The organism is Paenibacillus sp., assembly GCF_035645195.1.
Taxonomy (GTDB): Bacteria; Bacillota; Bacilli; order Paenibacillales; family YIM-B00363; genus Paenibacillus_AE.
In genome coordinates this window covers 146,216-170,369 of sequence record NZ_DASQNA010000018.1, presented here as the reverse complement: position 1 = coordinate 170,369, position 24,154 = coordinate 146,216, and the positions used below count along the sequence as shown (strand labels likewise).

General features: G+C 60.6%; 26 protein-coding genes and 1 riboswitch. Of the genes, 3 read left to right on the top strand and 23 right to left on the bottom strand.

The window, feature by feature from the left end; translation table 11 throughout:
• Positions 1–54 precede the first annotated feature (54 nt).
• Positions 55–966 (top strand): polysaccharide deacetylase family protein, encoded by a 912-nt coding sequence (locus VE009_RS09895; RefSeq protein ID WP_325007231.1) that lies wholly within the window; start codon positions 55–57, stop codon positions 964–966.
• Here VE009_RS09895 and VE009_RS09890 read toward each other — a convergent pair.
• A complete protein-coding gene (locus tag VE009_RS09890; RefSeq protein WP_325007230.1) occupies positions 951–1,112 on the bottom strand; it encodes a hypothetical protein in 162 nt (53 codons plus the stop codon). The genes VE009_RS09895 and VE009_RS09890 overlap by 16 nt on opposite strands.
• Positions 1,087–1,716, bottom strand: coding sequence for a CPBP family intramembrane glutamic endopeptidase (locus VE009_RS09885; protein WP_325007229.1), 630 nt, complete (start codon positions 1,714–1,716; stop codon positions 1,087–1,089). The genes VE009_RS09890 and VE009_RS09885 overlap by 26 nt, the downstream gene beginning before the upstream one ends.
• 78 nt (positions 1,717–1,794) lie before the next feature.
• Between VE009_RS09885 and VE009_RS09880 the strand changes: the two genes are divergently transcribed.
• On the top strand, positions 1,795–2,706 hold the full coding sequence (locus VE009_RS09880) for a hypothetical protein (RefSeq protein WP_325007228.1): 912 nt from the start codon (positions 1,795–1,797) through the stop codon (positions 2,704–2,706).
• On the opposite strand, the gene VE009_RS09875 is transcribed toward VE009_RS09880, so the two are convergent.
• A complete protein-coding gene (locus tag VE009_RS09875; protein ID WP_325007227.1) occupies positions 2,703–3,029 on the bottom strand; it encodes a rhodanese-like domain-containing protein in 327 nt (108 codons plus the stop codon). The two genes, VE009_RS09880 and VE009_RS09875, sit on opposite strands and share 4 nt — an antisense overlap.
• A 457-nt stretch (positions 3,030–3,486) precedes the next feature.
• Between VE009_RS09875 and serA the strand changes: the two genes are divergently transcribed.
• Positions 3,487–5,076, top strand: a complete 1,590-nt coding sequence (gene serA, locus VE009_RS09870) for a phosphoglycerate dehydrogenase (protein ID WP_325007226.1) — start codon at positions 3,487–3,489, stop codon at positions 5,074–5,076.
• 763 nt (positions 5,077–5,839) lie between these two features.
• On the opposite strand, the gene VE009_RS09865 is transcribed toward serA, so the two are convergent.
• From VE009_RS09865 to VE009_RS09770, 20 genes are all read right to left on the bottom strand, one after another.
• Positions 5,840–7,282 (bottom strand): sensor histidine kinase, encoded by a 1,443-nt coding sequence (locus tag VE009_RS09865; protein ID WP_325007225.1) that lies wholly within the window; start codon positions 7,280–7,282, stop codon positions 5,840–5,842.
• Between the two features lies 1 nt (position 7,283).
• Positions 7,284–8,000: a response regulator transcription factor gene (locus VE009_RS09860; RefSeq protein WP_325007224.1), complete on the bottom strand. Its 717-nt coding sequence runs from the start codon at positions 7,998–8,000 to the stop codon at positions 7,284–7,286.
• 45 nt (positions 8,001–8,045) lie between these two features.
• Positions 8,046–9,302 (bottom strand): cytochrome c biogenesis protein CcsA, encoded by a 1,257-nt coding sequence (gene ccsA / locus VE009_RS09855; RefSeq protein WP_325007223.1) that lies wholly within the window; start codon positions 9,300–9,302, stop codon positions 8,046–8,048.
• Positions 9,299–10,900 (bottom strand): cytochrome c biogenesis protein ResB, encoded by a 1,602-nt coding sequence (gene resB, locus VE009_RS09850; RefSeq protein ID WP_325007222.1) that lies wholly within the window; start codon positions 10,898–10,900, stop codon positions 9,299–9,301. The genes ccsA and resB overlap by 4 nt, the downstream gene beginning before the upstream one ends.
• Positions 10,901–10,949: 49 nt before the next feature.
• Positions 10,950–11,483: a redoxin domain-containing protein gene (locus VE009_RS09845; protein ID WP_325007221.1), complete on the bottom strand. Its 534-nt coding sequence runs from the start codon at positions 11,481–11,483 to the stop codon at positions 10,950–10,952.
• 46 nt (positions 11,484–11,529) lie between these two features.
• The gene (locus tag VE009_RS09840; protein ID WP_325007220.1) at positions 11,530–12,282 is read right to left on the bottom strand and encodes a pseudouridine synthase; all 753 of its coding nucleotides are present in this window, start codon (positions 12,280–12,282) and stop codon (positions 11,530–11,532) included.
• Between the two features lie 18 nt (positions 12,283–12,300).
• Complete coding sequence (locus VE009_RS09835; protein WP_325007219.1) at positions 12,301–12,639, bottom strand: hypothetical protein; 339 nt, start codon at positions 12,637–12,639, stop codon at positions 12,301–12,303.
• 78 nt (positions 12,640–12,717) lie between these two features.
• Entirely contained in the window at positions 12,718–13,251 is a 534-nt protein-coding gene (locus VE009_RS09830) for a spore maturation protein (RefSeq protein ID WP_325007218.1), read from the bottom strand.
• Between the two features lie 21 nt (positions 13,252–13,272).
• Positions 13,273–13,893: a nucleoside recognition domain-containing protein gene (locus VE009_RS09825; RefSeq protein ID WP_325007217.1), complete on the bottom strand. Its 621-nt coding sequence runs from the start codon at positions 13,891–13,893 to the stop codon at positions 13,273–13,275.
• Position 13,894: 1 nt separating this feature from the next.
• A complete protein-coding gene (locus VE009_RS09820) occupies positions 13,895–15,088 on the bottom strand; it encodes a D-alanyl-D-alanine carboxypeptidase family protein (protein ID WP_325007216.1) in 1,194 nt (397 codons plus the stop codon).
• A 149-nt stretch (positions 15,089–15,237) separates the two neighbouring features.
• Positions 15,238–16,671 (bottom strand): CAP-associated domain-containing protein, encoded by a 1,434-nt coding sequence (locus VE009_RS09815; protein ID WP_325007215.1) that lies wholly within the window; start codon positions 16,669–16,671, stop codon positions 15,238–15,240.
• Positions 16,672–16,834: 163 nt separating this feature from the next.
• On the bottom strand, positions 16,835–17,353 hold the full coding sequence (gene ytfJ, locus VE009_RS09810) for a GerW family sporulation protein (protein WP_325007214.1): 519 nt from the start codon (positions 17,351–17,353) through the stop codon (positions 16,835–16,837).
• A 71-nt stretch (positions 17,354–17,424) separates the two neighbouring features.
• Positions 17,425–18,108: a DUF2953 domain-containing protein gene (locus VE009_RS09805; RefSeq protein WP_325007213.1), complete on the bottom strand. Its 684-nt coding sequence runs from the start codon at positions 18,106–18,108 to the stop codon at positions 17,425–17,427.
• A gap of 57 nt (positions 18,109–18,165) precedes the next feature.
• A complete protein-coding gene (gene scpB / locus VE009_RS09800) occupies positions 18,166–18,798 on the bottom strand; it encodes an SMC-Scp complex subunit ScpB (RefSeq protein WP_325007212.1) in 633 nt (210 codons plus the stop codon).
• On the bottom strand, positions 18,761–19,546 hold the full coding sequence (locus VE009_RS09795) for a segregation/condensation protein A (protein WP_325007211.1): 786 nt from the start codon (positions 19,544–19,546) through the stop codon (positions 18,761–18,763). The genes scpB and VE009_RS09795 overlap by 38 nt, the downstream gene beginning before the upstream one ends.
• A gap of 30 nt (positions 19,547–19,576) precedes the next feature.
• On the bottom strand, positions 19,577–20,047 hold the full coding sequence (ribE, locus tag VE009_RS09790) for a 6,7-dimethyl-8-ribityllumazine synthase (protein ID WP_325007210.1): 471 nt from the start codon (positions 20,045–20,047) through the stop codon (positions 19,577–19,579).
• Between the two features lie 16 nt (positions 20,048–20,063).
• Entirely contained in the window at positions 20,064–21,314 is a 1,251-nt protein-coding gene (locus VE009_RS09785) for a bifunctional 3,4-dihydroxy-2-butanone-4-phosphate synthase/GTP cyclohydrolase II (RefSeq protein WP_325007209.1), read from the bottom strand.
• Positions 21,315–21,356: 42 nt separating this feature from the next.
• On the bottom strand, positions 21,357–22,028 hold the full coding sequence (ribE, locus tag VE009_RS09780; protein WP_325007208.1) for a riboflavin synthase: 672 nt from the start codon (positions 22,026–22,028) through the stop codon (positions 21,357–21,359).
• Positions 22,029–22,040: 12 nt separating this feature from the next.
• Positions 22,041–23,213 carry a bifunctional diaminohydroxyphosphoribosylaminopyrimidine deaminase/5-amino-6-(5-phosphoribosylamino)uracil reductase RibD gene (gene ribD / locus VE009_RS09775; RefSeq protein ID WP_325007207.1) on the bottom strand — a complete coding sequence of 391 codons (1,173 nt, stop codon included), beginning with the start codon at positions 23,211–23,213 and terminating at the stop codon, positions 22,041–22,043.
• A gap of 141 nt (positions 23,214–23,354) precedes the next feature.
• Positions 23,355–23,520: riboswitch (FMN riboswitch) on the bottom strand.
• Positions 23,521–23,645: 125 nt separating this feature from the next.
• On the bottom strand, positions 23,646–24,077 hold the full coding sequence (locus VE009_RS09770) for a peptidylprolyl isomerase (RefSeq protein ID WP_325007206.1): 432 nt from the start codon (positions 24,075–24,077) through the stop codon (positions 23,646–23,648).
• Between the last annotated feature and the right edge of the window lie 77 nt (positions 24,078–24,154).

Sequence of the window (24,154 nt, the reverse complement as noted above, 5' to 3'; positions counted from 1 at the left end):
GACGAGTCAAGGACAAGCTCGGGGCATGCTACAATGGAGGTATCCAGTTCCGAAATGAAATTCGATAAACGGAGCGTGACGACCATGAGGATGTTCGGCCGAATCGCGGCGATCGCGGCCATTGCGCTGCTGGCGGGCTGCGGCGCGGGCGCCGTCCCGCCGGAAACCGAGTCCGGAACCGACGCACCCGTCCCCGCGGAAAGCGGCGCGCCTGCGGCTCCTGCGGCCCCGGCCCCGTCCGAGCCTAGCGACCCGTCTGGGGGGAACGCCGACGAACCGACGGAAGAACGCGCCGACGAATCGGAGCCCGCCCCAGTCCCCGTCGATCGGGACTATTACATGGACGCCAACTTCATCCTGCGTCCGAAGGACGAATCGGGCGACAAGCGGGTCGTGCTGCTCACCTTCGACGACGGTCCGAAGGACGAGGAGACGCTCGCGGCGATGCTCGACGCGTTGGACCGGCACGAAGCGAAGGCGATCTTTTTCGTCAACGGCTACCGGGCGAAGCGCCAGCCGGAGCTGCTGAAGTCGATGCGCGAACGCGGCCATCATATCGGCAACCATGCCTGGGATCACGTCGACCTTAAGAAGCAGACTCCGGAAGAAATGGAACGGCAAATCGACGACGTGCAGACGCTCGTGCGCGAGGCGACCGGCGAGGCGCCGGCGTTTTTCCGTCCGCCGTTCGGGTCCGGGGGCGAGGCGGTCCGAGCGAAGGCGAAGGAAGCCGGCCTATTGTACATGACGTGGTCCAACGGCTCGCGCGATTGGGAAAAAGGGTACGACGACCCGAGGAAGGTGATCGAGAGCGTGCTGGAGCAGCTTCACCCGGGCAGCAATATCTTAATGCACGAGCTTCCGTGGACCGCCGAGGCGCTCGACGGGCTGCTGAACGCATTAAAAGAAAAAGGGTATTCCGTCCTGGATCCGGCCCGCATCGATCCGGACTATTCCAAGAGCTGAAACCCCCATGCGATCAGTCCGCCGGTCAGCAGCAGAAACGCGGCGACCAGCACATTGTAAAAAATGCGGATCATCTTCATTTTATTGGAAGGATGAATGCGGCTTCTCGGCGGAAGCGGTTCATCCTCTTTCTTTTCCATCTCCACGGCTTTCGGTCCCCCGATAACGAATAATGACTCCCATGATTAAATCAATGATAAAATGCGCGGCGATCGGTGTCCAGAGCGTCCCCGTCCGCACGGCGATCCATCCGAGACCGTACGAGATCGAGAACACGAGGCCGGTCATCAGCCAATGCTTCAAGTACCTCACGTGCACGAGCGCGAACAGGATGCTCGTCCAGTACGGGCCGAGCCAGTGCTGAATCGCGCCGCGAAACAGCATTTCCTCGCAGACGGCCACGACGAAAGACAGGACGGCGATATGCCAAAGCGCACGGCGTCCGAACAGCATTTGGTTGATGCCCCCGTCGTCGGTCACTTCCTCCGGCACCCAGCGGGCGGCGAGGCCGTCGACGAGCAGCACGAGCACGGCGAAGCCCGCCCCCCACAGCCACGGTTCGGATCCGCTCGGGAATTTCAACGCATCGACCGGCGATCGCCCTTGGATCCAGAACAAACCGACGGCCAACAGGAGCGTTAACGCCTGCGTCAAATATACGTTGACCAGCAGCGTGAAATCGTCAAGTTTCGACAAATCCGCTTTTTGAAAACGGAGCTGGCGCCATTTATTAAAGTCGTATTTTTTCACAGAACAACAATTCCTTTTTTGGCGCGTATCCCCTATACTAAAACAGATAGTTGGTCACTCCGAAGCAGAGGGGTTCGCATGAATAAAAAACTTTCAAAATTCGACATTCTTCTGGTGCTCGGCTTTATTTTCACGCTAATCGTCGGGGTCGGCGCCTTCTTCTTCGGACTCCAAACCGGGAAAGAGCAGATCGACGCGAAATACAAGGCGGTCCTCGCAGAGCTGACCGACGAGAGGAACAGCGAAAATATTTCTTACCATCAACAGCAGCTCGTCTCTTTCTATCATACGGTGCTTCTGCCGTTTCGCGAATTCCAGGATACGTGGTTCCGCCATATGGAAACGATCGAAACCGGCGGCAGCACGACGGACGCCGACGCGCTGCTGAAGGAGCTCGGCAGGCTGGCCCGCGAGAAGACGAACGAGATCAAGCCGATGACGATTCCCGAAGCGTCTCCGCTGCTTCAGGACGCTCAAAAAAACTATTTAAAAAGTTTAACCTTGTTCGCGGAAGCGGCGGACCGGCTGCAGTCCGGTCCGGACGGCAAAGCGCTCGCCGAGACGGTTCGTCAAGACGGCTACGTCGCCGAAGCGTCCGGCTACGCGCTCGAGGCTCAAGCCCAATATTACGAAGCGATTTGGAAATGGCACGAGGCGAACGATCCCGGTATCGCAGGGACCGAGCTCGTCGGCAAACCCAATTTGACGTTCGACGAATGGCGGACGCTGCCGCTGAACGGCAAAAACGTATTTCTCGCCAATGCGCTGCAAAGCCTCGGCACGTTCGTTCCGTTCTACCCGCAGGATATGGCCGCTCGTATCGACGATCTCGACGCGGCCGGGCGCATCGGCGAACTTCAATGGACCGACCTGCGCTCCGCCATGTCGACGATGCTGCGAACCGGCGCGATTCGCAGCGGCGACTATATCCATTCTAAGGAAAAGCTATACCGGGACGAAACGCTTCCGCAGCTGCCGTTCTTTCATTAATCGTACGCGAAACCTCTAGCCGCGGCGATCGCTGCCATCCCGCCGAGCACATTGATCAGATGCTCGTAGCCTTGCTGAGCGAGGTATCTGCAGGCGGTTTCGCTGCGGACGCCGTGGGCGCAGACGACGTACAGCGTTCTGTCCCGCGGCAGTTCGTTCAGCTTGCCGGGGATCGTCTGCAGCGGCATCAAGACGGTATCGTCCAAATGATAATAGTCCCATTCGAACGGCTCTCGCACATCGATGACGAGGCCGTTTTCTAATTCCCCGCGATCGTATTTCCGCAAAAATTCATAAGGCGTTATATGCTCGTACTCGTACATTCTCCATCCTCCTCCGCGCGCGCGTTATCCCATTATAGCAACAATAAGGTCTGCCTGCATATTGACATGGTTACCACCCCATGTTACATTATTGTGCAGAATTAATGATTTGCCGAAACGTTCGAATACGACACAAACGATGACGGAGAAGGGACTTTGCGGTATCCTCCAGAGAGCCGATGGAAGGTGCGAATCGGCGGATGCGAGAAGCCCCCTAGCGCTCCGGAGTTGCGGCGTGGAACATCCCCTAGCGGGATTAGTAGACGCAGCCGGCCAAGGATGCCGTTATCCTTCCTGGTCTTAGCGTATAAGACCGCATGAGGCTGCAGATGCGAATCGGCAGCGAAGTAGGGTGGTACCACGGAATCAAACTCTCGTCCCTTCATACGGAACCCGTATGGCGTCGAGAGTTTTTTTATTTCTTATTTTTCCAAATTCCGGGAGGAGACAAGAAACCATGCTTAAGGTATTAGTTTCGGATCCGATCAGCGATCAGGGTCTGCAGCAGTTGACGGACGCCCCAGACATCGCCGTAGAGAAAAAGACCGGCCTGTCCGAGGACGAGCTCGTCGCCATCATCGGCGAGTACGATGCACTGCTCGTTCGTAGCCAAACTCGCGTGACCGAGCGCATTTTGGAAGCGGGCACGAAGCTGAAAGTCGTCGGCCGCGCCGGCGTCGGCGTCGATAACATCGATCTGGACGCCGCCACGAAGCGGGGCATCATCGTCATCAACGCGCCGGACGGCAACACGATCACGACCTGCGAACACACCTTCGCCATGATGATGGCGCTCGCGCGTCACATTCCACAGGCGTACCGCAAGACGGTCGAAGGCGTCTGGGACCGCAAGTCGTTCCTCGGCGTCGAACTTCGCAACAAGGTGCTGGGCGTCCTCGGCATGGGCCGCATCGGCTCCGAAGTGGCGAAGCGCGCGAAAGCGTTCGGCATGGATATCATCGGATACGATCCGTTCTTGTCGGAAGACCGCGCGGAGAAGATGGGCGTCCGCCTCGGCTCCGTCGACGACATCATCCGTCAAGCCGACTTCATCACGGTACACACGCCGCTCACGAAAGAAACGCGTCATATGATCGCGAAGCCGCAATTCGAAGTCATGAAGCGCGGCATGCGTATCATTAACTGCGCGCGCGGCGGCATCATCGACGAGATGGCGCTGAAGGAAGCGATCGACGAAGGCATCGTGGCCGGCGCCGCGTTCGACGTCTTCGAAGAAGAGCCGCCTCGCCCGGACCATCCGTTCCTGACGCATCCGAAAATCATCGTCACGCCGCATCTCGGCGCATCGACGATCGAAGCGCAGGAGAACGTCGCGATCGACGTATCCGAGCAAGTGCTGCACATTCTCCGCGGCGAAGCGTTCAAGAACGCCGTCAACATGCCGCCGATTCCGCCGGCTGTGCTGGCGAAGCTCGAGCCGTATTTCGCGCTCGGCACGAAGCTGGGCTCGTTCCTTGCGCAGCAGGCGGTAGGCGCGGTCAGCGAAGTGCAGGTCAGCTATTCCGGCGAGCTGACGGACGTCGACACGACGCCGCTCACGCGCCACATCTTGACGGGCGTTCTGGCGCACCATCTCGGCAAGGAGCAGGTGAACATCGTCAGCGCCTTCCACCTTGCGAAGATGCGCGGCGTCGAAGTCGTCGTCCAGAAGTCGACCGCCACGAAAGGGTTCACGAACTTGATCAGCGTCACGTTGAAAACGCGCGAAGGCCAGCACTCGGCCGCGGGCACGCTGTTGAACGGCTACGGCGCGCGCATCGTGCAGATCGATCCGTACCCGGTCGACATTCCGCCGGAAGGTCATCTGCTGCTGATTTCGCACACGGACAAGCCCGGCATCATCGGCCGCGTCGGCACGCTGCTCGGCCAGAACGACGTCAACATCGCGACGATGCAGGTCGGCCGGAAAGTCGTCGGCGGTTCCGCGATCATGGTGCTCACGATCGACAAGCCGGCGCCGAAGCACGTCATCGACGAGCTCACGAAGCTTCCGGATTTGACGAACGCCAAAGAAATTACGTTGTAATGCATCATGAAGGCGGCAGGGATTCCTGCCGCCTTTTGATTTGCGCTTGTACGGTGCTGTGGACCTTACTTCTATCGCACCCGACCTTCCGCCGCGACCGCACGTTTTTTGCGCTCCTCCCCGCCGACCGCACAAATCTTGTGCTGTCCCGAGCGCTGCGGACAAGTCACACCCCTTCGCGTTTCCTGCACTTCGTCTATCCCACGTACCGACCGCACACTTTTTGTGCTCCTCCCCGCCTACCGCTCAACATTTGTGTTGTCGCCGCTTGCCGCCTTCCGCCACACCGACCGCCGCGTCCACCGCCGAACCCAAGTACTGCCGCGACCGCACACTTTTTGTGCTTTTCCCCGCCGACCGCACAAATTTTGTGTTGGCCCGGACTTTACGAGCGAGTCGCGCTCCTTCGAATTTCCTGCACTTCGTCTATCCCACGTGCCGACCGCACACTTTTTGTGCTCTTCCCCGCCGACCGCTCAACATTTGTGCTGTCGCCGCTTGCCGCCTTCCGCCACACCGACCGCCGCGTCCACCGCCGAACCCAAGTTCCGCCGCGACCGCACACTTTTTGTGCTCCTCCCCGCCGACCGCTCAACATTTGTGCTGTCGACGCTTGCCGCCTTCCGCCACACTGACCGCCGCGTCCACCGCCTTCCGACGCGCCCACCACCCCGCCCCCACCCATTAACAAGCAAAAAAAAATGGACCGCCGTCTGGCGATCCTTTTTGCGCTCGTTCGCGGATGTTCCACGAACAACAAGAATTATCTTCTTTTTTCAACAGAAAGCGATTTGGGCACGACCGGAAGGATGACGGTGAATGTCGTTCCTTGTCCGATCCGGCTGCGCACCGCGACGGTGCCTTCGTGGGCGTCGACCAAGTTTTTGACGATCGCGAGCCCGAGGCCGGTGCCCGTCGACCGTTTCCGCGCCTTATCGGCTTTGTAGAAGCGCTCGAAAATATACGGCACATCCTCGGCCGGAATGCCGTCGCCCTGATCCTCCACCTCGATCCGCACCGACGCTCCTTGCTCCCCTTCGAGCCGAGCGGCGCGAAGGATGATTTGGTTGCCGGCGGGCGTATGCCGAATCGCGTTGTCCAGCAAATTCGTGAACACTTGCTCGAGACGGTCCTCGTCCGCGCGGAGCAGCGTCAACGCGCCCGGCGCGGCGTCCGCTTCGAGGGTAATCGTAACGCCCCGCTCCCGCGCGTGCGCGGCGAATTTGCGGTGCACCCGCTGCAGCAGCGGCGTAAGATCGGTCTCGACCGCATTGAGCACGAGACGCCCCGCCTCCATGCGCGCGAGATCCAGCAAGTCCTGTACGAGCCGGCCCATGCGGAGCGACTCGTCATAGATGACTTGCGCCAGCTCGCGCCGCTCCTCCGGCGTCGAAACGATATCGTCGAGCAGCGCCTCGCTATACCCTTGAAGCATCGACAGCGGCGTTCGCAGCTCGTGCGACACGTTGGCGACGAAGTCTTTGCGCAGCTTCTCGAGCCGCGCTTCCTCTGTCACGTCGCGAAGCACCGCGACGGCCCCGCGCAGCGTTCCCGACGTATACAGCGGCGCCATGACGACCGACCAAACGCCGCTGCCGACGTGCAGCTTCGTCGTCACTTCCTTCTCCTCGGCGACGACCGCCTTGAATACTTCCTTAAGCGGTTCGGGGATGCGGCCGAGCAAGTCTTCCCCTTCCGCCGGCATCAATTCCCGCCACACAGCGAGAAGCGTCTCCCCGTGCGGATTGGACGAGATAATGCGCCCGTTCGCCTCGAACGTCACGACTGCATCCGTCATCGAGCCGAGAATGCTGGCTAGATGCTCCTTCTCGTAATTCAAATCGCGAATCGTGCCTTCCAGCTTCTCGCCCATATGATTGAAAGCGCGGGCGAGTTGACCGATTTCGTCGCTCGAGCGGATCGCGACCTTCGTTTTGTATTCGCCCATCGTAATCATGTCGGCGGCCCGTTTCAATTGAAGGAGCGGCTGCGTGATTTTGAACGACAAGAAGAAGGCGAAGAATGTCGTCAGCGAGAAGCCGATGATGCAGATAATGACGAACAGCCGCTTCACTTCGTAAGAGTTCGAGGTGAACTCCATATCGATGTACGGCAGCAGAAACACGCCTAGCAAACATAGGACGACGGCGACGAGCACGATGATCGTCATCCACAGTTTGCCGACTACGCTTTTCCAGAGCGCCACGTTACCTCGGCACCTCGAGCTTATACCCGACGCCCCATACCGTCGTAATCATCGCCGCGGCCTCCGGGGACACTTTGTTCAGTTTCTCGCGAAGCCGCTTCACGTGCGTGTCGACGGTGCGCAGATCGCCGAAAAACTCGTAATTCCACACGTCCTTCAACAGCTGCTCGCGGGAAAACACCTTATCCGGCGACACCGCCAAATAATGCAGCAGCTCGTATTCCTTCGGCGTCAGGCTGACCTCCTGCCCGTCCGCCGTGACGCGATGGGCGTCGTGCTCGATCATGAAATGCGGGAACACGATCGTGCTGGAAGGCGTCGATTCCTTGGCGAGGAACGCCGTCGCCGACGACCTGCGAAGAATCGCCTTGACCCGAAAAATGACTTCCCGCGGGCTGAACGGCTTGACGACGTAATCGTCCGCGCCGACCTCGAAGCCCTGCACGCGGTTCGCTTCCTCGCCCTTGGCCGTCAGCATGATGACGGGCGTCGCCTTCTGCACGCGCAGACGGGAGCACACCTCGACCCCGTCGATGCCCGGCAGCATGACGTCGAGCAAGATGAGGTCGTAATCCGTCTCGAGCGCCATCCGCAGCGCCGTTTCTCCGTCTTCCGCTTCGTCGATATGGAAATGTTCCTTCTCCAAATACATGCGCAGCAGGCGGCGAATGCGTTCTTCGTCGTCCACCACGAGAATCGAATGCTGTCGTTCTTCCATGCTTATCCGCTCCCTTCTCGAATGAGAACCTTGCGAGCCGTTCGCTTATACGCCCGCGTATGAATGCAAGCCCGCGATGACGAGATTGACCCCGATCAGCGTGAACATGACGACGACGAAACCGAGCACCGCAAGCCATGCCGACCGGAGACCGAGCCAGCCGCGGCCGAGCCGAAGGTGCAGATAGGCGCTGTAGAACAGCCATGTAATGAGCGCCCAAACCTCTTTCGGGTCCCAGCCCCAAAACCGGTTCCACGCGATATGCGCCCAGAGCATTGCGAAAATGAGCGCGCCGAGCGTGAAAATCGGGAACCCGATCGCGACCGCGCGGTACGTAATTTCATCCAAATCATCCGGATCGATGCCGTTTAAATGCGGGTGAATGGCCGAACCGAGAGGTTTGCGAAGGACGAGCCGGATCGCCGCGTAAAGCAACAGACCGAACAATACGGACCATATGATCGTATTGAACTTCCGACCCGCGTTCACCCCTTTCATCCACTCCGGGGCGGTGGACAGCGGCTGCTGAATGCCGAGGAACGAATCCATCTGGGCCAGCTCGTACCCGTAAGGGGCGGCGATCGGCGGCATCGTATATTCGATCGTCTCCTCCACGACTTGGCCTTCGACCGTCGCCTCGCCGACGAACGACGCTTCGTAGCCGATGCCGCGGAACGTGAACGACGCCACGATGAAACCGACGACGATCAGCAGCGAAAATAGCGTAAACTCGACGCCGCGCTGCTGCCGGCGCGCGCGTTTGTCGGAAGACTTAAAATCGACGACGCGGAGCAAATACATCAGCCCCGAGGCGAATGCGACGGCGAAGAACGCTTCCCCGGCCGCGGCGGTCGTGACGTGAATGTACAGCCATGCGTGATTCAGCGACGGAATGAGCGGCTGCGCCTCCCAAGGAAACACCATCGCGTACGCAAGAATAATGAAAGCGACCGGCGTCGCGAACGCGCCGAGCAGCGGCTTGCGATAAATCAAATAAATGATGATGAAAGCGACGACGATCATCATCGACAGGAACGTCATAAATTCGAATAAGTTGCTGACCGGGATGAACCCGTTGGCGATCCAACGCACAACGAAATAAATCAAATGAAACGCAAGGCCCGCAAGCGCGATGCCGAACGCGCGATTCGCCCGTTTCGACGAAACGGCCGGGGCGCCGGCGGAGGCGCCGGCCGCGCCGAACCCGCGCCCCGTGATCGTGATCGTGAACGCGACGAACGCCGCGATATACGTAAACAATGCGATCACGAGCGCCGTATTGCTAATGTCGTACAACGTCAAGTAGACTCCCTCTCTTTCGTGCCGGCGGACAACGCGGCCGCGGGCTCAAGCCCGACCAGCTCGAACAGCTTCGCCGTCTCCCGTTTCATGCCGTGCCAATTTTTATTCGTATGGGCGCCGAGCGTCAGCCGATTGCCGTCGATCCGCACCCAAATGCGGCGATGCTGCCAATAGAAGCCCATAACGAGACCGAGCATGCAGATTGCCCCGCCGACGAGCAGATACGGCACCGTCAAATCTTTGCGAGCCGTCAGGGTGCTCGTGAATTGAGCGATTTCGACGTTCTCCATGCCCCCCGCCGCGATTTCGAACTTGTTCCCGATGCCGACCGCGGCGTTGATCGCGTCTTGATTGAACCGCACCTTGTCGATCTCCCTAGGGAAGTACAAGTAAGATGCGCCTTCTTCCGGCAAATCGGGACCCGTGATTTGGAAAATGTACGCGGGCGCGTTCGGGGTCGCCGCCGACGTCGTCGTCGGCTGCCCGTTCGCGTCGAGCGCGAATTCCGGATAATAGTTGACGAGCCGGAGCTTGTACGGTCCGGCTTCGTACGCAAGATCCGGATCGTGCGTCTTCAGCGTGAACGGCCCATGCGCTTCGCCGGTCTCCTTATCGTTCAGCGTCACGGTGACGCTGCGGATTTGCGGCGTCGCCTCGTAGCCGAACTGATAAACCGACAACCCCCGGTATTCCATTGGCTGGTTGACGAGAATGTCACCGCGCTTCACTTCGACGAGCTCGGGGGCGGACGTGCCGCATCGGTCGATGCACTCGTACAGCACCGCTTCGGTTTTGTACAGCTTCGGCACGAGACGCTGCTCCTCCCGAAATTGCCCCCGAAGCTCCTCGTTGTCGTAAAACTCCGCCGTAAATTTCTCGTTTTTCACATAGTAGTTCGTGCCCGGGATCGGAACCGTATCCCCTTCGAGCACGGACACGTATTCCTCCAGCGTAAAGCCGGGCAAGGTGCGTACCAGAATGATCAGCAAAAAGATGATCAGACCGACGTGATTGACGTACGGTCCCCACCGGGACCAACGATTTTTCTCGCCTAAAACAGCATTGCCGGCGCGGCTCGTCCGATACCGCAGCTTCTTCAGCGCCGCCTCGAGCTCGTCCGCCCGGCGCGCCGCTTCCTCGCCCGACGCCGCGTCGAAAGGCAGATCCGTTTCGTACGACAGCGCTTGCCTGCGCAAAAAATCGACCGTGCGATCCGGCTTTTGCTTTTTGAGCGCTTTGTACAGCGGAACGCCCCGGTCGAGCGAAGCGACGACGATGGACGTACCGAGCATGAGCACCAACAGTTGAAACCACCAAGACGTATACGTATGGCTGAACCCTAGCAAGTAGTACCACTTGCCGAGCGTGCCGTACCGCTCCGCGTAATAATCCAATCCGGGAGGAGAAAGAAAAGCCTCCTCCTGCGGATAGACGGATCCGATCGCCGCGCCGACCAGCGTCAATACGATCAGCCACACCCCGACCTTCACCGACGAAAAAAAGCTCCACACGTGGTCGAGCCAATCTTTCTCTGCCTTTTGCGAACGTCTGGGAGCGCCGTCGTAACGCATGTCGAGCGGCTTCGGCGTTTCGCTCACGCGCGCCACCTCCCGCACTTTCAGCCCGCCGAAACGGCGGGCCGCGTTATTATGATTGTTGCAACAGCCGCTGAATCGCGGCCTCGATATACCCTTCCGTCATGCCGCCGACCTTCACTTCGCGAACGACGCCCGAAGCGTCGACGAAGAACGTCGTCGGATACGAGCGTACGCCGTAGCGGTCTCGCACCGCAAGATCCGGGTCGAGCAAAATCGGATACGTGACGCCGAATTGCTTCGCGAATTGTTCCACGCGAACGACCGGTTTCTCGCCGAGGTTGACGCCGATGATGACGACGCCTTGTTCCTCGTATTTCTCGTACATGCGCTGCAACGCCGGCGTTTCTTCCACGCACGGCGGGCAGAACGTGCCCCAAAAATTGATAACCGTCGGACGGCCCGCGTAGCTCGCGGGGCCGAGCTTCTCTCCGTCGAGCGAGGCGAGCTGGAACGGCGCGACGGGGTCGCCGACCTCCGGCGGCCGCTCCTCGTCCCCGAACACGCTGCCCGCCACCGTATACGCGGCGATCAACAGGACGAAGGCGAAGATGGAAAGCTGAATCCATTTTTTATGTTTGCCCATGATTTTTCACCCTACACTTATTATAACGATAACCTCGGGCGGACGCTTACTGTCCTTTATGAACTTTATGTGTCGCGTGTTGTTCCGCCAGCGCCCGAAGCTCGTCCACCTCCGCTTTCGTCAAATGCCGATATTTGCCTCGCTGCAGGCCGCCGAGCAGAACGGAGCCGAAGCGGATGCGCTTGAGCCGAACGACCGGGAACTTGATCGCATCGAACATGCGGCGCACCTGGCGGTTCCGCCCCTCGGTGATCGTAATTTGCACGACCGCCTCTTTGCCGTCCGGATCGACGTCGGCGTACTCGACTTCCGCAGGCGCCGTCATGCCGTCCTCGAGCTGGATGCCGCTGCGCAGCTTGTCCAGCAGCGTACCGTGAGGCACCCCTTTCGTCGTCGCCAGGTACGTCTTCGGCACGTGAAAGCTCGGATGCATAAGCAAATTCGCGAACTCGCCGTCGTTCGTAAGCAAAATGAGCCCTTCGGTGTCGTAATCGAGCCGGCCGACCGGGTACACGCGCTCTTTGATGCCATGCATATAATCCATGACCGTCTGCCGTCCCTCGGGATCTTTCGCGCTCGAAATGACGCCTTTGGGCTTATAAAACGCCAAATATATTTTTTTCTGCTTCGCGATCGGTTTTCCGTCCACCGCGATTTCATCGGCCGTCGGGTCGACCTTCGCGCCGAGTTCCGTCACCGGTTTGCCGTTGACCGTGACTCGACCTTCCCGAATAATATCTTCGCTCTTGCGCCGCGAAGCCAGGCCCGCGGCGGCGAGCACTTTCTGTAATCGTTCCATGATGGGCTTCACCTCAAGCTAATGATACCCATCCGATATGGAAATCACAAGTTTTGCCCAAGGGAACCGTTCGCCGGGGCAATGCGCCTCGTGACGATACATCGCGGCCGTCGAAAATCCGAGCGCGTCCGCGAGCCGGGAGATCAGCTTCGCCGCCACGAACAGCTGTTCCTCCGTATCGGGGTCCGTGCCGTCGTATCGGCTGAAATCGCCTTCGAGACAGACATGAATGCGCCCGCCCGGCTCCGTCGGCTCGGCGCCGGGAATGACGAAGCCCGTGCGGGTAACGTAAAAATCATAGCCTTTGCCGTTGATCGACGGACAGGCGGAATGGTGAACGACGATGCCTGTTGCCATGCGCGGAAACTCCTTCCGTTCCGATCCATGGTAACAGACTATGCGGGGCCGGCGGCGGGGGTTCTTGCGAGGAAGGAATTACCTGAACGCGAGGTAGCAGACGGCGACGGCGGCGAAAAAGCCGACGAGGTCGGAAAACAGCCCGACGCGAAGCGCGTAGCCGGCGTTCCGGATGCCGACGGCTCCGAAATAGACGGTAAGCACATACAGCGTTGTATCGGTGCTGCCCTGCACGGTCGCGGCGATCTGGGCGACGAACGAGTCGGGGCCGTGCGTTTTCATGAGGTCTGTCGTATACGCGAGCGATCCCGCGCCCGTGATCGGTCGCAGCAAGGCGAGCGGAAGCACGTCCGCCGGCACGCCGAGCCAAGCGAACAGCGGGAGGAACAAGCCCACGAGCATGTCCATCGCGCCCGAGGCGCGAAACACGGAGATGGCGGCCATCATGCCGACCAAATGCGGGATGATGCGGATCGCCGTGTCGAAGCCTTCTTTGGCCCCTTCCGTGAACGACTCGTACACCGGCACTTTGCGGTAAGCGGCATACAAGGGAATGAACACGATCATCACGGGCACGGCCCAAGCGGATATGGCGGTAATCAGCGAAGACATCGCGTTCGTTCCCCTTTCCTTCTAGTTGTCGGCCGGCGGAGCGGGCGGCTTCGCCTCGGCTGGCGGCGCCTCCCGCCGCTGGTACCATTTGTCGAGCATAATCGCGGCCAGCAGCGACACCGCCGTCGCGGCGAGCGTCGTGCCGACGATATCGGTCGGATGCTCCGAGCCGAAATTCATTTTGATCGCGATCATCGTCGTCGGAATCAAGGTGATGCTGGCCGTGTTGATCGCGAGCAGCGTGCACATCGCCGCGCTCGCCTTCGTTTTGTCGGGATTCAGCTTCTGCAGCTCCTGCATCGCTTTAATGCCCGCAGGCGTCGCCGCGTTGCCGAGCCCGAGCACGTTCGCGCTCATGTTCGACAAGATGTATCCGAACGCCGGATGATCCCGCGGCAGCGACGGAAACAAGAAGCGCACGAACGGGCTGAGCAGCTTCGCCAGCTTCTGCAGCAGCCCCGCATCCTCGGCGATGCGCATCATTCCGAGCCAGAAGACGAGCACGCTGATCAGCCCGAAGCAGACGGTCACGCCCGTCTTCGCTCCGTCGAACGCCGCCGCGGTCACTTCCTCGACGTTGCCGTTGATCGCCGCGACGACGAAGCCGCCGGCGATAAAGAACAACCAAATGTAATTGACCATATTACGGACCCTCTTTCGCGCCGCCCGTCAGCAGCTCCTTGAGCAGCGTCCGAAACACGTCGCCGTAGCTCTGTTCCCGCTCCTCGTATTTCGTATAGAGGAACGTCGCCTGTTCCTGCACTTTATAGCGTTCGCTGCCGTCTTCGAACAGCGGAAGCGAGCCGATCAGCTTGCCCTTCAGATACAGCTCCAGCCGTCCGCGCTCGCCGAGCCGGTAATCCGTCGACAGTTCGTCTTCGAGCACGATTTTTTTGCGCAAATCTCCGATTTCCCCTTGGGCGAGCGGGTATTCGAACGACCGCGCCACGACGAGGTTCGGCGCTTCGACCCGTTCGCCGGCGCGCACGATCGTCGTCGACGGGTAATGTTGGAAGGCGTAATCCAGGAGACGTTTATGATCGTTCCAATCGTCGCCGTCGTTAAGCGTCACGACCGCGAACTGCTGGCCGTTCCGCGTCGCCGAAGAGATCAAGGTGCGGTGCGCCAGCTTCGTGTAACCGGTTTTGACTCCGTCGGCGCCTTCGTACATGTTCAGCATTTTGTTTTTGTTGACCCATTTGTAGTCCCAATCTTCGTTCGGGTTCGGCGCCCGTTTGACCTTTGTTTTGACGATTTCCTGGAACACTTTGTTCTTCAAGGCGTAAGCGGTCAGCACCGCCATGTCGTTCGCCGAGGAGTAGTGCCCTTCCTCGTCGAGACCGTGCGGGTTTTTGAAGCTCGAGTTTTTCATGCCGAGCATGCGCGCCTTCTCGTTCATCAAATAGACGAACCCTTCGACAGAGCCGCCGACATGCTCGGCGATCGCCGTCGCCGCGTCGTTGCCGGAGCGCAGCATAAGTCCGTACAGCATATTGTGGAGCGTCATTTCTTCGCCGAGGTGCAAATAAATGGACGAGCCTTCTTTCCCGTACGCGCGCGAGCTCACCTTCACGATGTCCGTCAAGTCGGCGTTCTCGATCGCGACGATCGCCGTCATGACCTTCGTCAGCGAAGCGATGCGCATCCGCTCGTCGCCGTTCTCTTGAAACACAATCCGGTTCGACTTGACGTCGATGACCGAAGAGGCGGCCGCATGGGTCGAAATGCGCGGCGGCTCCGCTTTCGCGGGCGCCGGCAGCGCCGCGGACGCAAGCCAAACCGTCGCGGCGGTGACGGAAGCAAGTAGTGAAGCGAAACGAAAAGATGCAGGTTTCATCGGTACCTCCCGACAGTAGGTCTGTTTGTCCGTCCGACAGTTACTACATGTATATGCTTATCCATCTCGGATATTCGAACGGCAAACAAGCCTCCTGCGAAAACCGGCGGGGGCGCCGGCCGCAAGAGGCCTGTCGAAAGTTACAAGGATTATGGCGTAACGAAGTTTTGCGTGTAATACGGCACTTTCTCCTTCGCGAAGGCGACGCCGACGCCGAGGCGTTCGAAAGCTCCGAGCATGTTTTTGCGGTGACCCGGCGAATTCATCCAGCCTTCATGGGCGAAAATCGCGCTCGTTTGGCCATAGGCGATATTCTCGCCTGCCGACCGGTAGTCGACATCCCCGTCCTGGAGCCGACCGCCGAGCGATTCGCCGCGCAGGTTCGTGTGCGAGAAGAAGGCGTTCTCCGCCATATCCTCGCTGTGGCCTCTAGCGACGGCCGCCGCCCCCTCGTGCCACGTAAGGATAGACAATCCGCGCGCCGCCCGAGCGCTGTTCGCGAGGTCGAGCGACTGCCGTTCGAAGGCGTCCCTCAACGCGGCGGAAGGGTTACCGTAGAAGCCGGCGAGCGACAACTCCGTCTTCTTCTCGACCGCGAGCGCTCCGACGACGACGCCGCCGTCGACAATGTCGTAGAAGACAGTAAGGAACGCGCCGCCGGTATCGAACACGTCGTATTCGCCGTCGGAGCTGATCAAGAATTGGGTATTTCCCTTCAAAATGTGCGCGAGCGGCTTGCCGAACGCCTTCCGGGCGTCGGCCGCGACGGCGCCGTCCGGAAGGCCGCGCAGATGCAAGCTCGCGCCGTTCCCGTACAAGGCGACGACGGCGCCGTTCTTCACGCCGACCATCGCGAAGGATGTGTAGTCCTTGTTGTAGACGTACCACGTGAAGCCGTATTCGCTCGCGTCTTTGCGCGCCGGCGCGCCGAGCGCCTGCAGCAGCTCGGCTTCGGTATCGCCGATCGCGACGCCGGATACGCGAATCGCCGCCGCGTCGCTCGGCTTCGCCGGCGGTTTGTCCGCCGGTCCGATATCTCGAGCGAATAACGCCGCATTGCGCACGAACTGTACCGCCTCTGCGCGCGTCAGCGTACCGTTCTCTCCGAAGTCGACGCGTCCGTTCGCCGCCCGGCGCCCCTGCGCGAGCCCGTTGTCGAGCAGGAACGCCACGGCGTCCTCGACGCTCAGCTGGCTGCCGAACGCGGCCGCCACCGTTTGCGCCACCGCCCCGCGCTTCATCGGCGCGTTCGCCTTGGCGGCGTCGACAGGCCAGTTCCACTCGGCCGCTAACCGATAATAAGCGCTGTACCAATACGGCCCGCTCTCCTTCGGAGCTTTGTCCGGGAACGCCCGGAACAGCATGGCGACGAACTGCGCCTCGGTCACGGCGCCGTTCGGCCGAAAGCTCCCGTCCGGAAATCCATTCACGGCACCGGTCTCGACGCCCCATTGGATCGTATCCGCCGCCCAATGCCCCGAAACGTCCTTGAACGAAGCCGCTTCCGCGGAATTTGCGACGCCGAACGTAAGCAGAAACGCGATCATGGCCAGCATCGCATGCCGCATCTGAAATTGCCGCATGATGTTCTCTCCCTCCAGTAGGTCAAGCCTCTTATTCCAGTATAAGAGGTTAGAGGAGGCAGAGAAACCGCCAGGAGACAAATGGAAACATTTACAAGCAAAAAACCGCCGACGGAGCGGAGCTCCGCGGCGGGTAGGCCAGATGACGACAGACGACAATCTGTTAAGAAATCGTGCTTTTCGGGATCGGCTCCATCGGCGCTCCGATGGTGACGTCGTTGAACTCGTTCATCGTCACGTTCGGGCTCGACTTGTCTCCGCCGAACATACTCGTGATTTTCTCGACAAGGCCCGGGGCGGAGTCGAAAATGCGCTCCACGAGGCGCGACGAATTATCGAGCGGCACCACTTTGACGCCGTGCGTGCCGACGACGAGGAACGCGATCGGCGTAATCGACACGCCTCCGCCGCTGCCCCCGCCGAACGGAAAGCCGACCTGCGACGTCGCTCTCGATTCGAACGGCGTCACGCCGCGATCCGTCACATCCGCGCGGTCGTCCTCGTGCTCGACCGTAAACTCGCTGCCGCCTGCCGCAAAGCCGAACCCGACCTTGCTGATCGGCAAAATCAACGTACCGTCCGGCGTCGTCACCGGATCGCCGACGATCGTATTGACATCGACCATCTGCTTCAGGTTTTCCATCGCCGTCCGCATTAAGCCTTGAATCGGGTGTTCGCTCATGTGCTATTCCTCCTCGGTAAGGGTTTGTCCCTTCCGGTACTATCCCCGCCGCCCCTCCAAAATATGCGGGCTTAGGCAGGTCGCTCGTCCGGAGCGCGCAGGAACAGCTCCCGCAGCCACACCTTCCAGCCGCCCGGCCGCTTCAGCACGCGGTAAAACAGCATGGCGCCGATGACGAACAGCTTCGCGACCCGCACGCGGCTTTCGAGACGGAAGTCCGTGCGAAATTCGGTTTTGTTGAACGCCGGGACCACTTGGATCTCGGGCCGGCGTTCGAGCGTCACCCAGCGCGACAAATACCCGATGACCGCGCTCTTGAGCCCCCACACGACGCCGCCGGTCATGCCGGTTTCGGCGGCGTCGCCGACCCCGAACCGCGTCGACCAGACGATCTCGGTGACATGAATATGCTGCAGCGTGCCCGCGAGGAACGCCCGCACGTTTTTCATATGTTGAATCAGCTCGCGCACCCGCAAAATAAAATTGTGGATTTCCTCGCGGGTAAAATCGAGCACGGGCAGCGAAGTGCTGCTTTCCTCCTCGTCCACCTTCAGTCGAAGGCCGCGAAGCCACGGCTTCAGCTCCACGGTCGGCACCTTGTATCGCAGCCGGACGAGCCCGAACAAAGCGCGGACGGAAAGATCGATTTCGTCGTTCTCCCCTTCGCGCACATAGGCCGCCCCGATCCATACGTTGGATAGCAGCACCGCGAACGACAGAACGGCGAGGACGGCCAATGCGATCCACCACCACATAAAAAAACCTCCGTTCCCAATACGTTGCATCTTAGTATCGGGTCGGAGGCCGCCGTTTCATGCGTCATCGATGGAATTGGATGATTCCGGTAAATCGTCGATCGTCATTTGCTTTTCTTCCAGCTTTTCGAACAGCATGCGCGTTTCCGCCTCCAGATCGATCTCGCCCGCGAACCGTTCGGCGTCGGGCAAATCTTTCAGACCGGAGAGGCCGAAATATTGCAAAAATTGCTTGGTTGTTTCGTATAAAATCGGACGGCCTACCGCCTCGGCGCGGCCCGCCTCGTGGATGAGCTCTTTGGCCATCAGCGTATGCAGCGCGCGATCCGATTTGACGCCGCGGATCTCGTCGATCTCGACTCGAGTGATCGGCTGGCGGTACGCGACGATGGCGAGCGTCTCGAGCGCCGCCTGCGACAGCGAGCCGCGCGTCGGCGCCTGCGCCAGCTTCGCGAAGTACGGCGCATGGTCCGGGTTCGTCGTCAGCTGGTACGAGCCGGCGATTTTCGCGATCCGAAAGCCGCGATTTTCTCTGACATACGCCTCGCGCATATCCTCGATCAGCTCTTCGACGACGCGCCAATCGATTTCGAGCACGTCGGCGATCTCGCGGACGTCCAGCCCTTCGTCGCCGGCCGCGAACAGCAGACCCTCAATGATCGATTTCCAATCGTTCCAGCTCTTCGTCATCGGTATCCGCTCCTTCCTTCGCCTGGATGACGATGTCGCCGAATCGGTCGTGCTGGTAGCACGATACCTTATTCATCTTCATGAGCTCAAGCAGCGCCAAGAAGGACACCACGAGGTCGTCGCGCGTCGCCGTCTCGTCGAACAATTGGGAAAACAAGAGGCGTCCGCCCTCGTTCCGCAGCAGGAGGATCATGTCGCGGATGCGGTCTTTGACCGACACTTCGTCGCGGCGAATTTTCGCCACGACGTTCCGGTTCGCCGCGCGTTTGAGCGCCTTCTGGAAGGCGAGCAGCAAATCGAACGTGTCGAGCCCCTCGACCGGATTCCGCTTGATCTCTACGGCATACGGCGACAGATCGTGCGGCTCGCGCGTATAGACGAGGCTCTGCTCCAGCTCCTTTTCCCGCAGATGCTCCGCGATCGATTTGTACTTGCGGTACTCGATCAATTTGTGCACGAGCTCCTCGAGCGAGTCCTCCGGGTACTCCTCGTACTCGAGGTCGAGGTCGATCGCGGGCGGCTTCGGCAGCAGCATTTTGCTTTTGATCGACAGCAGCGTCGCGGCCATGACGAGAAACTCGCTCGCCACTTCCAGCTCGAGCTCCTCCATCATCGACACGTACCCCAAATATTGGTCCGTTATGTCGCTGATCGGGATATTCGTGATGTCCACTTCCGCCTTGTCGATCAAGTGGAGGAGCAGGTCCAGCGGTCCTTCGAAGGCTGGCAGCTTGTAGGTTACGCTCATTCAGGCTTCAGTCCGTTTGCAGTAAGGTAATTACTTTTGGAACTGGGACACGAGGTTCGCCATCTCGATGGCGGTGACGGCCGCTTCCCAGCCTTTGTTGCCCGCTTTCGTGCCCGCGCGCTCGACCGCTTGCTCGATCGAATCGGTCGTCAGCACGCCGAAAATCGTCGGCACGCCGGTTTTCAGCGCAATCGCCGCGACGCCTTTGGCCGCTTCGTTGCACACGAAGTCGAAGTGCGGGGTCGAACCGCGGATGACGGCGCCCAGCGTGATCACCGCGTCGAAACGGCCGCTTTCGGCCATCTTCTGGGCGACGAGCGGAATTTCGAACGCGCCAGGCACCCACGCGACGCTGATCTCGTCCTCGGCGGCGCCGTGCCGCTTGAGCGCGTCAAGCGCGCCGCTGAGCAGCTTCGAGGAAATGAATTCATTGAAACGGCCGACGACGATGCCGTACGTTTTGCCTTGGGAAATGAGATTGCCTTCGTACAAGTGTACCATATATGTGAGATCTCCTTTACAATTTTGTCGGTTCCGCGGCCGGCTCGCCCTGCTCCTCGAACTGCAGCAGGTGGCCGAGCTTCTCTTTCTTTGTATGCAGGTAGCGGCTGTTGTCTTTGTTCGCCGTCATTTGGAGCGGCACCCGCTCCGCGATCGATAAGCCGTATCCTTCCAGACCGGCGATTTTCCTCGGGTTGTTCGTGAGCAGCCGGATCGTCCGCACGCCCAAATCTTTCAAAATTTGCGCGCCGATGCCGTAATCCCGCAGATCCGGGGCGAAGCCTAACTTAATATTCGCGTCGACGGTGTCCAATCCCTGCTCCTGCAGCACGTACGCCTTCAATTTATTGATGAGGCCGATGCCGCGGCCTTCCTGGCGCATATACAGCAGCACGCCGGAGCCGTTCTTCTCGATCGCTTCCATCGCGGCGGCGAGCTGCGGACCGCAGTCGCACCGATGCGAATGGAACACGTCGCCGGTGAGGCATTCCGAGTGGACGCGGACGAGCACCGGCTTCTCCGGGTCGATGTCGCCTTTGACGAACGCGACATGCTCCTTCCCGTCGATCTCGTTCGTATACGCGACGGCGCGGAACGTGCCGAAGTCCGTCGGCAGGTTCGCTTCGACCTCGCGGCGCACGAGCTTCTCTTTCTCGTTGCGGTACCGGATCAAGTTTTCGATCGTGATCAGCTTCAGGCCGAACTTGTCGGCGATTTCGCGCAGATCGGGCACGCGCGCCATTTCGCCGTCTTCCTTGATCACTTCGCAAATGACCGCCGCCGGATAGCTGCCGCACATGCGGGCGAGATCCACGGCCGCCTCCGTATGCCCCGCGCGCCGCAGCACGCCGCCTTTCTTCGCGATGAGCGGGAAGATGTGGCCGGGCCGGCGGAAATCGGACGGCTTCGCCCGCGGATCGATCATCGCTTTGACGGTCGCTGCCCGCTCCGCCGCCGAAATGCCCGTCGACGTGCCGACATGGTCGATCGACACCGTGAACGCCGTGCCGTGGTAGTCGGTGTTGCGCTGCACCATCGGCGGCAAATCGAGCTCCGTCGCGCGCTCCTCCGTGATCGGAACGCAGACGAGCCCGCGTCCTTCCTTGATCATGAAGTTGATGACGTCCGGCGTCGCCTTCTCGGCCAAGGCGATAAAATCGCCTTCGTTCTCGCGGTTCTCGTCATCGACCACGATGATCGATTTCCCCATCATCAGGTCGTAAATCGCTTCCTCGATCGTATCGAACTTGATTTTCTCGTTCGCCATAGGGATTCTCCTCCTCCGCTTCTCCGATTCTTATCGTTTTCTTTATGCGAATCCGTGATCCCTCAGGAACGACTCGCTGAGCGCCGATTTCGCGGCCGGCCGCGCCGCGGCGCCCCCCTTTGCCGTCCACGACAGCAAATGTTCCACGTACTTGCCTACGATGTCCGTTTCCAGGTTCACTTCGTCGCCCGGGTGTTTGTACTGCAGCACCGTTTCGGCGAGCGTATGCGGGATGATGGATACGCGGAACGTCCGCTCCGCCGCGTCCACCACCGTCAGCGAGATACCGTCGATCGCGATGGAGCCCTTCGGCAAAATGTAGCGAAACAGGGCGGGGTCGTGCGGCTCGATCGTGAAATAGACGGCGTTGTCGAGCGACTCACGGCCGCGGATCGCGCCGGTGCCGTCCACGTGCCCCTGCACGATGTGGCCGCCGAACCGGTCCGTCGCCTGCATCGCCCGCTCGAGGTTGACTCGGTCGCCGGGCGCGAGCCGGTTGAGCGTCGTGCGCCGGAACGTCTCCGGCATGACGTCCATCGACACCGTGTTCGCGTCGTACCGGATTGCCGTCAAGCAGACGCCGTTCACGGAAATGCTGTCGCCGAGCCTCACGCCTTCGAGAATGCGCTTCGCGCGGATCGTCAGGACGAGCGCTTCGCCTTGTCTAGTCACCTGCTGCAGCGTGCCGATTTCTTCGATTAGTCCAGTAAACATGTCGGTCGTGCGTCACCTCGTTTCTGCGGCATCCCCGCCGGATCGAGCCGCTTCGGCGCCGGAGCCTGCGGCTTCGCCGGGCCGTTCGGGGTATGCCGGGTATCCTTCGAACAGCGCGTCCCCGTCGAACGTGCGAACGTTCAGCCGCGTCAGCGCGATCGCCTCCGCCATGCGCGGCGGCCCCGGAAACTCGAAGCCGGACGGGCCGCCGGCGCCGATGATTTTCGGCGCGACGAAGGCGTACACCTTGTCGGCGAGCCTCGCCGAGAGCATCGCTCCGTTCACCGTGCCGCCGCCTTCGACGAGCACGGAAGCGATCCCGAGCCGACCCAGCTCCCTAAGACCTGCTTCCAAGTCGACGCGCGGCCCCGGGCCGCAGTCGACGACGAGCGCGCCGCGCGCTGTAAGCGCGGCGCGGGCCGACGCGTCGGCGCCGGTCGTCGTCAGCACGATCGCCGGCGGCGCTCCGTCTTCGCGAGGCCGCAGCGCGGCGGCGTCCGGCGGCGTGCGCAGCCGCGAGTCGACGATGACGCGCACCGGGTCCCGCTTCGGGGCTGCGTCGCCCCGCGCCGTCAGCTGCGGGTCGTCCGCGAGCACCGTGCCGACGCCGACGAGAATCGCTTGATACCGCTCCCGCAGCTCGTGCACGAACGCGCGCGAGGCGGCGTTCGTAATCCACCGGCTGTCGCCGGTCGGCGCGGCCACGCGGCCGTCGAGCGTCATCGCCGTCTTCAGGGCGACGAACGGGCGTCCGGCGCGAATCCAATGGAAGAAGTGCTCGTGCAGCGCGGCCGCCTCTTCCTCGAGCACGCCGACCGTCACGTCGATGCCGTGCTCGCGCAGCCGCGCCACGCCCCGTCCGGCGACGAGCGGATTCGGGTCGGTCGTCGCCACGACGACTCGCTTCACCCTCTCTCGCACGAGCCTGTCCGCGCAGGGCGGCGTCCGGCCGTGGTGGCTGCACGGCTCGAGCGTGACGTACACCGTGCTCCCTTCCGCTTCGGCGCCGGCCATGTTCAAGGCGTGCACCTCCGCGTGCGCTTCGCCTTGGCGAAGATGCGCACCCATGCCGAGCACGCGCCCGTCCTTCACCACGACGCAGCCGACGGACGGATTCGTTCCCGTCTGCCCGAGCGCGGTCCGTCCGATCGTCAAAGCCATTCGCATGTAATCCACGTCGTTCATTCGGTTTATCCCTCCCGTCGAACCGGGCGTCCGCAACAAAAAAGACGCCTCCGATTTCGGGGCGTCCGGTTTTTAGGTCAACGCAAAATAACGGTTTGATTCATGTGAAAAATTGCACATAAACCGCCGTTCAAGCCATTGCGTCTCCTTCTCCCATCCAGACTGTAACTGTCGGTCTCGGATTTTCACCGAGTCCACCGCCGCGCGTACTGCTTCCGTGCGCGTCGGGTCACGGACTGAGCGTCTTGCGATCTTGCCAAGGCGCATCACCGCCGGTCGGGAATTTCACCCGGCCCCGAAGGATCGTAAAATATTGTATTATTGTGCCGATAATATCACCTTGGACCGCATTTTGCAACCTTAGGCAGGTCCCGAGGCGACGAAAAGCCGGCATCTCCCGCGAGGAGAGACCCGGCTTCGGTCCATCGAACCTTATACTTCCGTGACGCGGACGGATTCCATCCGGTCGCGGCCTTGGAACGCATCGACATGCTCCATGCCTTCGATCACTTTGCCGAACACCGTGTGCACGCCGTCCAAATGCGGCTGCGGCTTGTACACGATGAAGAACTGGCTGCCGCCCGTGTTCGGACCGGCGTGCGCCATCGACAGCGCGCCGCGCTCATGCTTGTTCGGGTTGATTTCGCACTTGATCGTATAGCCCGGGCCGCCCGTGCCGTTGCCCTTCGGGCAGCCGCCCTGCGCGACGAAGCCCGGAATGACGCGGTGGAACGTCAGGCCGTCGTAGAAGCCCTCGTTCGCCAGTTTTTCGAAATTCGCTACCGTGTTCGGCGCGTCTTTCTCGAACAGCTCGATTTTGACCTCGTTGCCGTCCGCCAGTTTGATCACTGCTTGCTTAGTCATGCGTTCCTCACACTCCTGAGTCGATATCTACCGTATTGTACCCGATTCCCCGTCCCGCGACAAATCCGGCGCAAACG

What these genes read in the sequence shown, in the direction of transcription:
- VE009_RS09895 (WP_325007231.1), top strand. Translation starts at nt 55, where the DNA reads ATGAAATTCGATAAACGGAGCGTGACGACCATGAGGATGTTCGGCCGA.
- VE009_RS09880 (WP_325007228.1), top strand. Translation starts at nt 1,795, where the DNA reads ATGAATAAAAAACTTTCAAAATTCGACATTCTTCTGGTGCTCGGCTTT.
- VE009_RS09875 (WP_325007227.1), bottom strand. Translation starts at nt 3,029, where the DNA reads ATGTACGAGTACGAGCATATAACGCCTTATGAATTTTTGCGGAAATAC.
- serA (WP_325007226.1), top strand. Translation starts at nt 3,487, where the DNA reads ATGCTTAAGGTATTAGTTTCGGATCCGATCAGCGATCAGGGTCTGCAG.
- VE009_RS09860 (WP_325007224.1), bottom strand. Translation starts at nt 8,000, where the DNA reads ATGGAAGAACGACAGCATTCGATTCTCGTGGTGGACGACGAAGAACGC.
- VE009_RS09845 (WP_325007221.1), bottom strand. Translation starts at nt 11,483, where the DNA reads ATGGGCAAACATAAAAAATGGATTCAGCTTTCCATCTTCGCCTTCGTC.
- VE009_RS09840 (WP_325007220.1), bottom strand. Translation starts at nt 12,282, where the DNA reads ATGGAACGATTACAGAAAGTGCTCGCCGCCGCGGGCCTGGCTTCGCGG.
- VE009_RS09835 (WP_325007219.1), bottom strand. Translation starts at nt 12,639, where the DNA reads ATGGCAACAGGCATCGTCGTTCACCATTCCGCCTGTCCGTCGATCAAC.
- VE009_RS09830 (WP_325007218.1), bottom strand. Translation starts at nt 13,251, where the DNA reads ATGTCTTCGCTGATTACCGCCATATCCGCTTGGGCCGTGCCCGTGATG.
- VE009_RS09825 (WP_325007217.1), bottom strand. Translation starts at nt 13,893, where the DNA reads ATGGTCAATTACATTTGGTTGTTCTTTATCGCCGGCGGCTTCGTCGTC.
- VE009_RS09820 (WP_325007216.1), bottom strand. Translation starts at nt 15,088, where the DNA reads ATGAAACCTGCATCTTTTCGTTTCGCTTCACTACTTGCTTCCGTCACC.
- VE009_RS09815 (WP_325007215.1), bottom strand. Translation starts at nt 16,671, where the DNA reads ATGCGGCAATTTCAGATGCGGCATGCGATGCTGGCCATGATCGCGTTT.
- ytfJ (WP_325007214.1), bottom strand. Translation starts at nt 17,353, where the DNA reads ATGAGCGAACACCCGATTCAAGGCTTAATGCGGACGGCGATGGAAAAC.
- VE009_RS09805 (WP_325007213.1), bottom strand. Translation starts at nt 18,108, where the DNA reads ATGTGGTGGTGGATCGCATTGGCCGTCCTCGCCGTTCTGTCGTTCGCG.
- scpB (WP_325007212.1), bottom strand. Translation starts at nt 18,798, where the DNA reads ATGACGAAGAGCTGGAACGATTGGAAATCGATCATTGAGGGTCTGCTG.
- VE009_RS09795 (WP_325007211.1), bottom strand. Translation starts at nt 19,546, where the DNA reads ATGAGCGTAACCTACAAGCTGCCAGCCTTCGAAGGACCGCTGGACCTG.
- ribE (WP_325007210.1), bottom strand. Translation starts at nt 20,047, where the DNA reads ATGGTACACTTGTACGAAGGCAATCTCATTTCCCAAGGCAAAACGTAC.
- VE009_RS09785 (WP_325007209.1), bottom strand. Translation starts at nt 21,314, where the DNA reads ATGGCGAACGAGAAAATCAAGTTCGATACGATCGAGGAAGCGATTTAC.
- ribE (WP_325007208.1), bottom strand. Translation starts at nt 22,028, where the DNA reads ATGTTTACTGGACTAATCGAAGAAATCGGCACGCTGCAGCAGGTGACT.
- ribD (WP_325007207.1), bottom strand. Translation starts at nt 23,213, where the DNA reads ATGAACGACGTGGATTACATGCGAATGGCTTTGACGATCGGACGGACC.
- VE009_RS09770 (WP_325007206.1), bottom strand. Translation starts at nt 24,077, where the DNA reads ATGACTAAGCAAGCAGTGATCAAACTGGCGGACGGCAACGAGGTCAAA.